The organism is Brucella pituitosa (genome assembly GCF_003049685.1).
Lineage (GTDB): Bacteria > Pseudomonadota > Alphaproteobacteria > Rhizobiales > Rhizobiaceae > Brucella > Brucella pituitosa.
In genome coordinates this window covers 244,256-257,971 of the sequence record NZ_PYSY02000001.1, presented here as the reverse complement: position 1 = coordinate 257,971, position 13,716 = coordinate 244,256, and the positions used below count along the sequence as shown (strand labels likewise).

Sequence of the window (13,716 nt, the reverse complement as noted above, 5' to 3'; positions counted from 1 at the left end):
AAAGGGCCCGAAAGGGCCCTTTTTATTATTCAAAAACAATTGCCGGAGCGGGTTTTCCGGCCCCCTTGCCTGTCTTCATGTTATCCCAAACCTTGGCAGCAATATCGCGATAGATTTTCGCATGTTCGCTGTCAGGCTCCACGACGGTAATCGGTGTGCCGTTATCGGAATGCGCGCGCACATCCATATGAAGCGGTACTTCGCCAAGGAACGGCACATTGAGACGTTCCGCTTCCTTACGTGCGCCGCCATGGCCGAAAATATCGTAGCGTGCACCGGTATCAGGCGCGATGAAATAGCTCATATTCTCGACAATGCCCAAAAGAGGCACATCAACCTTGCGGAACATGGCCAGCCCCTTGCGTGCATCGATCAGCGCCAGATCCTGCGGCGTTGAAACAACGACGGCACCGGCCAGCGGTACCTGCTGCGCCATGGTGAGCTGCGCGTCACCCGTGCCGGGAGGCATATCAACAACCAGAACGTCGAGATTGCCCCATGCGACCTCGCGCAACATCTGTGTCAGTGCCGACATGACCATCGGGCCACGCCAGATCATCGGCGTATCTTCATCCACCATGAAGCCCATCGACATCACCTTGATGCCGTAGTTTTCCATTGGCTTCAAAATGCGGCCTTCGACAGTTTCCGGACGACCAGAAAGACCAAGCAGGCGCGGCATAGACGGGCCATAAATATCGGCATCGAGAATGCCGACCTTGAGCCCATTCGCAGCCATTCCGAGTGCCAGATTGACGGCAGTCGTAGACTTGCCCACACCTCCCTTACCGGATGCGACAGCAATAATCGCACCTACACCGGGAATACCAGGCTTAGCTGCCGGGCGCGGCTGTGGTGGATGACGATGCTGCTCTGGCGCTGGAGCCGGGCGTGGCTGAGGTTTAGGCGGAGGTGGCGCATCATCGCTTGTGCGACCACCCTTTTTTTCCGCCGTCAGCGTGACCAGCGCACCGGACACGCCGGGAATTTCCTTGACCGCTTTTTCCGCAGCCAATCGCATCGGCTCAAGCGCATTTGCGCGATCAGCCGGAACCGTAATGGAAAAGAAGACCTTACCGTCGGCAATGAAAATATCCGACACCAGACCGAGCGACACGACATCGCTTTCGAAATCTGGCCCTGTCACGGCCTTCAGCCGCTCCAGAACCTGTTCACGCGTTACGCCTGACATTATTCCAACCTCGTCTGCTGCAAGCCTCATCTGCAACACGCATTGAGCTTGCCCGCTTTGCATGTCTTGAGATAATCCAGTTTTAGCCAAAAGGCCAATAGAACCAAGCAAAGAGTTTTTGAGAGACAGGTGACATAATGGCCAAAGCCATCCACACGATGATACGCGTTCTTGATGAGGGAAAGTCCGTTTCCTTCTATGATCAGGCTTTTGGTCTGAAGATCGCCGAGCGCATCGATTTCGAAAGCTTTACGCTTGTCTATCTGCGCAATGAAGAAGCCGACTTCGAGGTCGAGTTGACTATCAACAAAGGGCGCACAGAAGCCTACAATCTCGGCGATGGCTATGGCCATCTGGCTTTCGTGGTCAACGATCTTGATGCGGAACATGCCCGTTTCACAGAACTGGACTTCCATGTCGGCAAGCTCGTGGACTTCAGGAATGGTGATGTACTGGTCGCTCGTTTCTTTTTCGTGGAAGACCCGGATGGTTACAAGATCGAAGTCATTCAGCGCGGCGGCCGGTATCAGTAAGGAGCTGAGGAACAGGCGGGACATCTCGCCTGTTCCGTTCCTAAAGAAGTCAGCTTCTATTTGACGCTTGGCAAAGAAGGTCGGGATGAATTAGTTAAAGCTCGGCACGAAGGAGAAGCTGAGAGTTGAAGACCGGTGCGACACATTTGCGGGTGATGCTGGCAGTACGTTTGCTAAGCGTACTGGCGCTGATGCTCGTCGCTTTTGCGCACAAGCCGGTTGTCCTTGCCTCCCCTGAAGAATTGTTGCTTGCAGAATATGTTCTGCCTGATGGCAGCTATCCCGTGCTCTGTATCACCGATCATGCAGTCGATAAGGACGGCCATGATCGCGATCAGCATTTGCATAACAGCAATATTTGCGATGCCTGTCGCATTTCATCGGCCTTTCTTTGCCCTGCCCCGACTGCCTCCAGTGGGGCTGCACCGAATGTAGCACTGGCACATGCTGTGGTCCCTTCTCAGCCAGTTCTCTGGCGCGACATCTATCCGCCATCAGCGCCACCGCAAGCGCCACCCTTCGCCTGAAATCAGTCTTTCAACGCGCGCTTGAAATTGAGCTGCGCCCGAACACATGACTATTCAGGTTCATTAAAATGAAAAATTCCCGTTCTTTCGCATCCGCCATTTCGATTTTCGCTCTTTTGGCTTCCGCAGGTCTGGCCAACGCACATTCATCGCTTGAACAGAGCGAAGCCAAGGCTGGCGGCTTTTATAAAGCAATCGTTCGCATTCCGCACGGTTGCGAGGGCAAGGCCACAACAGCCGTAAAGATTGAACTGCCCGAAGGTTTTGTTTCAGCACAGCCGCAGCCAAAAGCGGGCTGGAAAGTTGAAACCGCCAAAGGCGATTATGCGCAGAGCTACAAGATCCACGGCAAGGATGTGACCTCCGGCGTCAAGCAGGTCACATGGAGCGAAGGCGAGCTGCCAAGCGACTTTTACGACGAGTTCGTCGTGATTGGCCAGCTTGCGAAATTCGACAAGGACACAACATTGTCTTTCCCGGTCACGCAGTTCTGCGGAACCGATGATTCCGTGGCCTGGACGGAAATTGCAGCCGAAGGCCAGAACCCTCATGATCTGGAACATCCGGCACCACAGCTTCGCGTGATGACTGCGTCTGGCACCGATGAGCATGCGGGCCACGGTGGTCATGGTGATCATGGAAGCCAGAGCGATCATGTTATGGCCCCAACCAAGGTCGGCGATCTCAGCATCAGCGGCCCATCAATCCGCGCCATGGTTCCCGGTGCAAAGGTTGCTGGTGGTTTCCTCACTATCAAGAACGACGGCAAAGAGGCCGACAAGCTGATCGGCGTCAGCACCACTGGCGTCAAGCGCGTTGAAATCCATGAGATGAGCATGGAAAATCAGATCATGAAGATGCGCAAGCTCGACGGCGGGCTGGATATTCCGGCAGGCGAAACCGTGGAGCTGAAATCAGGCGGCTATCACCTGATGTTCATTCAGCCAGACCAGCCTTACAAGGAAGGCGACAAGGTTTCAGCGACGCTTGAATTCGAAAAATCTGGCAAGGTTGATCTCGAATTTCCGGTGACGCCACAGAGCGGCAAGTCCGACGATCATTCAAAACATTGATTTAAAGAGCACAGGGCGGTAATGCGCCTCTCTCCGTGCTTTATGCGCCCGTTTGCCGCAACCGCTACCCCGTTGTAGCGGTTGCGTTCTTCGTTTATTGCTATAAACATGAATGTAATAGTCTAGAATAATTCTACACTATTGAAATAATTCACCTTTTTAAAAGCTGAGTAATTGACTCCAGATCAATTTGCAGCTTTTATGCGCGAGAGTTATTTTGTGCAACCTTTGATGTCTGGGCCTTGAACCCTTTCGATTGGAGGACCCGATGATCGGTCTCAGTGAATGCCGGTCCGCAAATGTGGATGGATTGCCATGGCAACTTCATCTTTTGCCGACCGGATATTGCAATGCGCGAGGGGAAACAGAACGCCTCGCGAAGCATAAGCAGCAAAGCTGCGCATTTGTTCGCACCTCTGAATGGAGGCGAACATGAATATGCGTATTTCGGAACTGAACGGCACCAACAGCGTGGGCTATTATGATCGCCTGCCGGAAAAGCTGGTGCTTGAAGGTTATCGCCGCTGGACTGCCGGTTTTGAAACCGGATCGATCATTCCCTGGGAAATGACCTGGGGCCTCTATTCGGAAGTGCTCGGAGCCTCTGAAGCAAAGCGTGCAATCGCAGAACTTTCTCAGTTCATTCGTGTCCTGCGCCATTGTGCGAGCTGCCAGTTGAGAGCTTTTCCATTCGACTCGCACCATGTGTGCCGAGAGGAGTGTCTCACGCTGGGCCTGATTTCAGGTCTCCAGAATCAGGATGGATTACTGCTCGATACCTGCCTTGAGGCAATCGCCTGCAAACGGCGTTGCGACGATGTGGCAGATGCAGCCCGCAATTTTGCCGACACATTGGCCGATTTCGGACAGACTTTGTTGCCAATACCGATACATGCCATCGACATTGCTTTGAACATAACCCGTCGCGCGACCTTTCACTGATTTCAGGAACGCTGCGTAGGAAACCACTTTGATTTAGACCGCTAATTGCGGCGCGAGGAGAACAAAATGCAAGCCAGAACCGAACGACGCCTCGGCTTTGTTGCAGCCATTGCTCTGACGACAGCAGCCTTTGCCATGCCAGCGATATCCACCCAGATGGCGCAGGATATGACTGCACCCAAATCACAAACACTCCATGCATCGGTCGACAGCATGAAAATTGAGCTTTCGCGCCTCGTCGCTTTTGCCGACACGGCTGCCAAGACTGGTCGTTACGAATAACCGTCGCGAACGGAGTACCCGAATAGCCGGGCAATACGACCTCCAGTCAGCCCGGAAAACTTTAGAGCGCGCGCATTTCCTGAATGCGCGCGCTCTGGTTCTTTTGCGGGATGAAACACCGATCATCCAACGATGATCGGTGCCTTGCCCTGAACACGATTATAGAGATCGATGATGTCCTGATTCATCAGGCGGATACAGCCAGACGACATCGACTGGCCAATCGACCACCATTCCGGCGATCCATGGATGCGGTAGCCCGTGTCGCTGCCATTCTGGAAGATATAAAGTGCACGCGCGCCGAGCGGGTTTTGCGGACCTGGCTCCTGACCATTGCGGTATTTTTCCAAATCTGGCCTGCGCTGGATCATTTCCGGCGGAGGTGTCCAGCGCGGCCATTGCTTCTTATACTGGACATTGGCGCGGCCCTGCCATTCGAAACCGGCCTTGCCGATACCGACGCCATAACGCAGCGCTTCACCACCCGGGAGCACGTAGTATAGGAAATGGTCCTTCGTGCTGACCACAATTGTTCCCGGCGCTTCGCCTGTCGGATCCGGCACGATCTGGCGACGAAATTCTTTCGGCACTTTCTGATATGGAATAGCCGGGAGAGCATAGGGCCCTTCCTGCACCGAAGCATACATGACATCCGGCGTCGTGATGTTCTTGTCGACGCTGATTTGCGGACGCATCGGTGTAATGCCGCCCGTCGACATCGGATCGATGTTCATCTGGAACGCCGACATGTCCATGGTTTGCGAACAACCTGCGACACCGCCAAGCATGGCAGCGCCAGTGCCCAGCAGAAAATGACGGCGGCTTAATTTCTCATTCAACTTAGACATACAAATCGCCCAACTCGAAACAATCGGCAAAATGCCCTTTTATCGTTCCGACAATTTGCGTCCTTATGGTTGAGGAAGCGTTAAATCACTCGCGCAAACGTTAAGAAAAATGGTTACTGAGACATCGATAAAATAAAGACCGGGTATCGACCCGGCCTTTTTGATCAGGCTTTGCTGATCGTTCAGTAGTCTTTTTCGTAGAAAATACCGCCACTGGAATCACCCTCCGAGCCCAGAGCACCCTTCACCTTGAGGTTTCGGGAAATGTCGAGATTGACGGTACCCTTGGTTGAACCGCCGGAGCCGGCTTCTACACCGAGATAGATATTATCGCGAATATATCGACCGGCACGCACAGCGGTTTCGCCGTTGCTGTCGGTCACCACATCAATATCATCAAGGCCCGTTCCCTGACGCAGTTTGCCCATCAGCGAATTGTTGGAACCACCGGCAAGTTCGGCTGCAGCGGCTGCAAGCTGTGCAATCTGGAAGGCCGACAACTCACCAATCGAACGCTTGAAGATCAGATGCGCAAGCACTTCATCCTGTGGCAGTTCCGGCGAGGACGAGAAGACGATATTGAGATTATCAACCGTGCCGGTAACCGTCACAATCGCCGTAATATCGCCGCCTTCGCTGCGCGCAACGAAGTTGAGCTGCGGATTGAGATCACCCACCAGCGTTACATGGCCTTCATCAAAGGTAATGCGCTGGCCAAGGATGCCGATGCGGCCGCGGATCAGGTCGAACGACCCCACCGGTTGGATGCCGGTCACCGGACCTGTAAGCCTTACGCGCCCACCCAATTCCGTATCGAGGCCACGACCGCGCACAAAGATCTGGTTCGGCGCATTCACAACAACATCGAGACGCGGAACTGTTGGACGCGCGGTTGGTGTCGGCACCCTGCTGCGGCGCGTTTCTACCTTGGCACGATCAAGTGTTGCCTGAACATTCTTTGGCGTATTGATATGGCGAACAGGAACGTAAGATGCTCCGCCGCCCAGATTTTCCGGAACCGTAATCTCGGCACGATCCACATCGATACGGCCTGAAATCAGCGGATCGCGCATCAGCGGGCCGGTGATCGAAATGCCGCCATTGACGGTTGCCACCACCAGCTTGCCGTCAGCATAGCGCGCACGGTCCAGCTTGATATCGATATTGGCGGGGAAATTGGCCGCTGCGTTGGTCGAAATTGTGCCGGTCGCAGAAATCGCACCGCCGCTGCCAAAAGCGGCATTGACCTGACGGAGAGTAATAGTTTCCCCCTCCATTGCGCCCATGATATTGATATTGTTGAGGCGAACATTGGTTTCAGGGTCGATGAACTGCGCGCCCGAAGTCGAGAACATGCCGCGTAGCTGTGGCTTATCAAAGCCACCCGAAACATTTGCTGTCAGCGAAAGCGTACCGCTTGCCTGCGCACCGCGATCCGCAAGGAAGCGATTGGCGAGCGCCAGAGGCAAGCTGCCTGAGACATTAACACCAAGTCCCTGCCCCGAGAATGGCACCTTGCCATTGGCCGTGACATTCAGACCCTGCGGACCGTCGACGGTCAGCGAGGAAATATCGACTGCCTTGGCCGCATAGTTACCAGCAGCCTGCAGGCTCAAAGGTGCAAGACCATTATCGCGCAGAGGCTTTGCCGCCAGTCCTGTGCCACGCAGATTGAAGCTTGCAGCAGGATTGGTCAAAGGTCCGGTGACACGCGCTGTACCCGTGACATTGCCGGCAAGGTCCTGTCCCTTAACCGCACCGTTGAGAACAGTCAGTGGCAGATTGGCGAGATTGATATCGACCGCCATATCGCCCTGCCCGAGCGGAACACCACCCTTCGCAGTCACATCAATGCCACCACCACCGGTGACATGGGCATCGACATTCAGACGATTGTTGTCGGAGCTGCCCTTTGCATCCGCATTGAGCGGTGCGATGCCCTGTTTTTTCAGCTCAGCCGCAGTCACACCGCGCGCAGCAATATCAAAAGTCGCATTCGGCTTTTCACGCGTACCTGTGACGCGGGCCGTACCATTGATCGTACCGCCGAGGCCAAGCTCCGGCTTGAAGGTATTGGCAAGTGCCAGCGGCAGATTGGAAAGGGCTACCGAAAGATCGAAACGTTCTCCGATCGCGCCATTGACCTTGACCTGTCCGTCACCTGTATTGACGATGATATCGCCAAACGAAATGTCGCTGCCCTTCATGGCAATCGTTGCAGGCGCGGCAAGCGTTGCTGACAGTGTGCCCTGTTTCACATCGGCTGATGTCAGTCCGAGTTCAAAGCCGCCATCCTTCGGCTCCAGCGAACCGGCAGCATTCGCAACCGTACCAATCTTAAGTTTGGTGCTGGCAGTAAAGTCGGTCTTTGTTCCTGTCGCATTGGCCTTGGCATTGAAATTATCGATACCGAAAGTGCCAACCAGAATATCGCGTGCACTCGCCGCACCATCGACAACCGGCACGCCGAACAGGTCTTGTGCGGTGAGTGCGATGTCGGCAGACGCAATATGGTTACCGTTGATCTTCAGCCCATTGGCCTTGGCGTTTACAGTTGCATTCTGTCGCTCGCCAGTCGCATCAAGTGTGATGTCAGCATTGGCAGCGCCCGTTGCATCGGCAAGGAAAAGGGCTGCTGCCGTCGAAATATCCGGCGCATCCACATTAAGCTGACCAGCCAGCAGGCCTTTGGCATTCTGCGTGACATTGCCTGAAAGATGCGCGCCGCCTGCATTAAATACGAGGTTGGTCAGACGCTTCTCGTCATTGACGATATCGATCAGCGATCCAAGATCAATCTTCTCGCCATTGAGGAATGCGCTGCCTGCGAGCTTGCCTGAAAGCGATGCGCCTGTCGTTGCATTGCCATCCAGAAGCGCGTTGAAATCCAGAGCACCGTCGGCAAGCTTACGATCAGCAAGTGTTCCCTGTGGTGCATCGGCACGAAGAGCCAAGGCGATCAGTTTGTCATCACCACGCGCGCTCCCCTTGATCGTCATGCGACCGGAAGCTTTGTTAGACAGAAGCTTGAGATCAGACAGCATGACGCCAAAATCGAAATCAGCCTTATCGGATGCAAAAGAGCCATTGGCTGTGATTTCGCTCAGCTCATTGCCGATGCGGAAATTGCGCGCGGAAAACCCCTGTGCGCTACGTCCCAGCGCCCCGCTCAGATCGACATTGCCGTCGAGAATATTATCGACCGCTTCCGTGCCTGTACGCATGTTCTGCGCGGTTCCATCTAGATCAAGCTGGAAGGCACCGCTGACGGGGCTGACCGTGCCAGTTGCTTTTACGTCGATGCTACCTGCCAGATTGCGATCCGCCAGTGCCCCATAAGGCGCAAGGCTTGCGACCTTGGCGAGAATATCGCCATTGAATGCAAAGTCAGCAATATTGCCCTGAAGCTCAAGGCTCAAGCCGTTGCCTTCAATGCTGGCCTTTGCGAGTTCGACAGCAGTACCGGCACGCCAGCCACCCGCAATCGTCAGATCGATTTTTTCGCCCAGCGCTTCAGCAACTTTTGCATCTGTTGCATTGATACCGCTGATGCCGCCGTTCACATTGAAGGTGACATGACGATTTGCGATGTCGCCGAGATTTTCAGCGACGCCACCCATATCGAGCGCGATGCTTGACGCAGAAACAGTCGCATTCTTGAATCCGGCAATCGCGAGCTTTCCGGTCCAGTCATTGGTCGGGCGGTCGCCGTAGGAAATCTGTAGCGCTGCATTGTTGATGGTTGTCTCACCACCCTTCACCGGCAGGAGAACCTGACCCTTGCTGTCATCCTGAATGTTCGCATCAACGCGCAGCTTGTTCAGAAAACCGTCGCTGCCCGATTCTGCAGAGGCCTTCACCTTCAATGCAGCGGTTGTCAGCGCCAGATCGTCAAGGCGGAAACCGCCGCCATCTTTCAGCAGACCATTCGCGGAAAGGGCCGTTTCAGCGCCAAAGAAGTCGCGAAATACCGGAGGAACCAGAACCGCGATCGGACCATCGACACGGGTTGCAAAAACGCGGCCATCGGCCTGACGTACCAGTGTGAAGCCACCTGTCAGCGTACGGTTGCCATTGGTATCAAGTGCCAAATCAATCTTGAGATCGTCAAGTGTTCCCTTGCCCGTCAGAGTGAGATCGACCGGCGGGTGTCCATCGATATTGAGCACATTGGCGACAATGCCATTGGCAGGCTCTGTGACTTTGAGATCAAGATCAAGCTTCTGATCGGCATTGGCATAAGCAGCGCTGAGCGCAAAATTGCCGCCCGGCCCATCAAGACGCTTGATATCAAACACGGAATTCAGCGACCCGTCGGCAAGCGAAAGATTGCCGTTGAGCGATACTTCCGATTGCAGCCCGAAAATATCCTGACCAAAATGTAGGTGAGCTACATCAAGGCTATCGATATTGACCGACAGCGGCAGCTCCGGCAGGCTGAAACTCGAAGATTCAGGCGATGGCAGGCTGTTGTCCGGCAATGGTTTGCGGATGATGTCGATACGTTCGGCCACCAGTGACTGAATACTCAGACGACCGGTGAACAGTGCTGTACGGCTCCAGTTGAGCTTGGCATTCTCGATACGCAGCCACACACCTTCGCGGTCGGCAATGGTGATCGCGCCAACACTTGCTTCAGACGACAGAAGACCACTTAAGCCTGAAAACTCGATACGGCGGTTTGGCGCGGAAAGTTTGCTCTCCACGAAGGAAATGAAATACGACTTTTCTTCTTCCGCCTGCTCTTGCGCGACCACAGGAATGGCAAAGAGAATGAAGGCTAAGAGTGCAATAAATCTGGTCAAAACGCCTGTCCTATGCCTACGTAGAATGCATAGCTCGGATCGCCCGAGCGGCGGTTAAGTGGAAGTGCTACGTCAAGACGGATAGGTCCAAGCCCCGTCAGATAGCGCAGACCCAAGCCCGCACCGATACGCATTTCTTCCGAAAAATCAGGATAGGACTGCTCGCCCACATAGCCCGCATCGACGAAGCCCACCACGCCGATGGAATCGGTGACGCGTGTGCGCACTTCGCCCGATGCCTCGACCAGTGAGCGGCCACCAATGATATCGCCGGTCGATGTTTCAACACCGACACCACGATAGGAATAGCCACGGATGGAGCCGCCGCCGCCCGCGAGGAAGAGCTGGTTAGGTGGGAGATCTTCAATCTCCGCGCCAACGATAGAGCCAACCTTCACGCGGCCTGCAAGAATCACACGGTTTGTCGCGCCGAAACCGTAATAAGCACGGCCTTCAGCCGTGAAACGGGTCGCGAAATTGCCGCGCTGGAATTCGTAGAACGGCTGAATATTGCCTTCGAGATAAACGCCGGAGCTTGGATCTGGCTTGTTGTTGCGGCCATCATAAAGAAGATTACCTTCAAGCCCGCCGGTCGTGAATTCACGTGTTCCGAAATAATCGTCTTCGAAGCGGCCGTGGCTCGCCTTGGCGTAAAGCGCGCCGGAGAGTTCATCGCTGAAAATCTGCGTAAAGCCGGTCTTCGCGTTAATCGATGTTTCAGTATAGGCGTCGAGTACTTCACGCTTTGCATCGAGAGCTGCGACGAAATCCGTGTCCGGCGTATAAACGCCCGGCTTCGTGAAGCTTGTGCCGATCATATATGTGAAGTTGGCAGGATTAAACGAGTTGTCCTGCGATCCGCCGACACCGCTGATCTTGGCATCAAAGCGCAGACGTTCGCCTCTGCCGAACAGGTTGCGATGCATCCAGTATCCGGTCACACCAAAGCCATCGAGCGTCGAATATTCGGCACCAAAACCAAACCGGCGCGGTTTGCGCTCCTGAACATTGAGCGTCATTGGCAGACTGCCATCGGGCTCGATCTTCTCGGCTTCTTCAAAATTCATTGCACGGAAAACTTCCATGCGTCCAAGGCGCTTTTTCGCCTTCTCTATGTCATCCGGGTCATATTCCTGCCCCGGCTCCAATCCTGTCATCCAAGCGATGAATTGCGGGTCCATACGCGCAGTCCCGACCACACTTACAGGGCCATAATGCGCCTTGCGGCCCGGATCGAGCGATACATCGGCTGCAAGCGTGTTTCCATCATGATCGGCGACGATATCTTCGCCAGTCACCTTGGCTTTCGCATAGCCTTGCTGACGCCACGCTTCAACCGCAAGACGTTCCGCTTTTAGGATCGTGCCGGAACGTGCAACCTTTCCCGGAGCAAAACCTGCTTCTTCAGGCGACGGCACTTTATCGCGCTTGTCGACAGGCGGTGGAGCAATATTGGAAATAGCTGTGCGCGAGAACAAAAACTGCGGCCCCGGATCGACGGAAATATCGATCTTGGCATTATCGGGAATATCCGCATCTACGGGAATGTCACTGGCTTCGTGTCCATCAACCTTGATAGAAATCGTGCCGCCATAGCGGCCTTCGCCATATAGCGCTGACAGAATGCGACGGTAGTCGCCACGTGCCTTGGCTAAAAGCCCGGCAGAACCCGAAGCGGGCTTATCCTCGTCTGAAACGAGGCCAGAAGCGCCCTCAATCACAGATTTCACATCTGCATCACTGCCGTCGGCATTCTTCCGACTGCCTGTCGCTTCTACATTTACTGAATAATGCTTGGGATCGGAGATGACAGCATCGGCATCATCCGTCTTGTCCTTGCCCCAAAGCCGGACACCAAAAATCTCGAACGCCAATGCAGGCGACACTGTCATCGAAGCAAATTGCACCGCCAGCGCGAACACAATCAGACTTCTTCCCTGTATCGTCCTGTTACTCCAAGTCATACACGTTACTGTCCGGTTTCTATTTCACGACCGCTTGGGTAGCGCTTCGTCCTCCCCCAATCCCAGGACGATTCAGGGATTAACATAGAGTAGTGGGAAGGCCAAGCTTCAACCCAAATGCGCTATGACATTTCAGGCCCGGAAGAGATTTTATCCAAGAAAAACCGAAAATACACATCGGTCCGGTCAGAATCTCAAAACACTTCCAAAGCCCAAAGGTCAACTATTCCCTATTTTGAATAGATTGAGTCAATGGACAGTTAATGGGGAGCGTTAATATTGAGACAGTTAATATTGGGAACATTCAGATAGCAAAATGATTACGGCCCGCTGGAGGGAGGGGAATCCAGCGAGCCGCGGATCAGGTCATCAGGAGGGGAGGATAACGACCTGATATCTAGTAATTTAGGTGATATTCCTAACGTCCGGCGTGCATCGGCCGCATGTTTCCAAAATGCATGCCCCCGCCGCCAAAACCGCCACCGAAGCCGCGGCCACCAAATGCCGGGCGGTTAAATCCGCCGAAGTGGTCCGGACCAGATGTGAAACGTGGTCCCACGCCCCGGCCAGGTGCCCAGTTTCCACGTCCTCCGTTCGGCCATCCTCTGTCACCCCATTGCGGACCATGCCCCCAACGTGGGTTCCAGCCATTGCGCCCACCGCCACGATTAGACTGACAGTTGCGGCCGATACAGCCGTTGACATAATTCGGGCCACCACGCCAACCTGGACCGCCCCAGCCTGGCCCCCAATAGCCACCGCCCGATGCCCAGCCTAAACCGAGACCAAGTCCAAAGCCGGGAGCCCAACCATTGTCATAACCGTCATTGCTGACGATAACGGTGGTGTTGGAGGGCGCAGCATAAGCACCATTATACGAACCAAAGCGGACATAACGTGCAGAGACGAAACCAACGCTGTTGCCGTTATAAATCTGGCACCAGCCATTGCGGCAGGAACCGGCATTGACCGTTATACCTGCTGGAAGAGTTGCAAGCCGTCCGTAATTTGCACCGGGCCCGGAGCGAACATTGACCGAAGCGGATACATATGCGGTAGCAGCGGAAGCAATTGCAGGAGTGAAAAGCGTAGCAGCTACAATTGCCATACCAACGACACGTCTTTTTACAAGCACATTCTTAAATAAAAACATCGCAAATTCTCCAAAACACAGAGCAAATATAGAAACATTAATTATCAATCACGGCCGATACTACAACAATAATTCCAAATATGCAAATAACGCAACCAATAATGGTAAATTCATGACTTATATTACATTAATCTATACTTAATAAGCCACGTCATTCACGTCAAAATTACAAACATTTGATTAAAATTTTACAATTATTTACTTTTTGAACCTCCGTCTTGGATTGCGTCGCTCTTCAGGTATTTTGGACAGAGTTTTGTGTGCTCGCAAAAGCCAGCCGTCGTCTGCCGATAGAAAATCCTGAATATTCAAGCTCTATGCGTCCGCGCTTTGCTGACGCAGTTCTTTCGTCAGTTCGGTAACCTGCGATGCAGCTCCAACATGCGTCGCATCGATA

At 54.0% G+C, this 13,716-nt stretch carries 10 protein-coding genes; 5 read left to right on the top strand and 5 right to left on the bottom strand.

All coding sequences use genetic code 11. The features are described 5' to 3' along the window. Window positions 1-25: 25 nt before the first annotated feature. A complete protein-coding gene (gene apbC, locus C9380_RS01215) occupies window positions 26-1,192 on the bottom strand; it encodes an iron-sulfur cluster carrier protein ApbC (protein ID WP_128092829.1) in 1,167 nt (388 codons plus the stop codon). A gap of 137 nt (window positions 1,193-1,329) precedes the next feature. Between apbC and C9380_RS01210 the strand changes: the two genes are divergently transcribed. From C9380_RS01210 to C9380_RS01190, 5 genes are all read left to right on the top strand, one after another. Beyond that, window positions 1,330-1,725: a VOC family protein gene (locus tag C9380_RS01210; protein ID WP_128092828.1), complete on the top strand. Its 396-nt coding sequence runs from the start codon at window positions 1,330-1,332 to the stop codon at window positions 1,723-1,725. Window positions 1,726-1,850: 125 nt separating this feature from the next. After that, complete coding sequence (locus C9380_RS01205; RefSeq protein ID WP_024898265.1) at window positions 1,851-2,252, top strand: hypothetical protein; 402 nt, start codon at window positions 1,851-1,853, stop codon at window positions 2,250-2,252. A 68-nt stretch (window positions 2,253-2,320) separates the two neighbouring features. Continuing rightward, window positions 2,321-3,325 carry a DUF1775 domain-containing protein gene (locus C9380_RS01200; RefSeq protein WP_128092827.1) on the top strand — a complete coding sequence of 335 codons (1,005 nt, stop codon included), beginning with the start codon at window positions 2,321-2,323 and terminating at the stop codon, window positions 3,323-3,325. Window positions 3,326-3,757: 432 nt separating this feature from the next. Beyond that, the gene (locus tag C9380_RS01195; protein WP_024898267.1) at window positions 3,758-4,267 is read left to right on the top strand and encodes a hypothetical protein; all 510 of its coding nucleotides are present in this window, start codon (window positions 3,758-3,760) and stop codon (window positions 4,265-4,267) included. 66 nt (window positions 4,268-4,333) lie between these two features. Beyond that, window positions 4,334-4,549, top strand: a complete 216-nt coding sequence (locus tag C9380_RS01190) for a hypothetical protein (protein WP_024898268.1) — start codon at window positions 4,334-4,336, stop codon at window positions 4,547-4,549. Between the two features lie 122 nt (window positions 4,550-4,671). On the opposite strand, the gene C9380_RS01185 is transcribed toward C9380_RS01190, so the two are convergent. From C9380_RS01185 to C9380_RS01170, 4 genes are all read right to left on the bottom strand, one after another. Then, on the bottom strand, window positions 4,672-5,397 hold the full coding sequence (locus C9380_RS01185; protein ID WP_024898269.1) for a L,D-transpeptidase: 726 nt from the start codon (window positions 5,395-5,397) through the stop codon (window positions 4,672-4,674). 182 nt (window positions 5,398-5,579) lie between these two features. Further along, window positions 5,580-10,202: a translocation/assembly module TamB domain-containing protein gene (locus C9380_RS01180; protein WP_128092826.1), complete on the bottom strand. Its 4,623-nt coding sequence runs from the start codon at window positions 10,200-10,202 to the stop codon at window positions 5,580-5,582. After that, a complete protein-coding gene (locus C9380_RS01175; protein ID WP_282440520.1) occupies window positions 10,199-12,166 on the bottom strand; it encodes an autotransporter assembly complex protein TamA in 1,968 nt (655 codons plus the stop codon). Before C9380_RS01175 ends, C9380_RS01180 begins: the two co-directional genes overlap by 4 nt. A gap of 418 nt (window positions 12,167-12,584) precedes the next feature. Continuing rightward, window positions 12,585-13,319, bottom strand: a complete 735-nt coding sequence (locus tag C9380_RS01170) for an SH3 domain-containing protein (RefSeq protein ID WP_128092825.1) — start codon at window positions 13,317-13,319, stop codon at window positions 12,585-12,587. Between the last annotated feature and the right edge of the window lie 397 nt (window positions 13,320-13,716).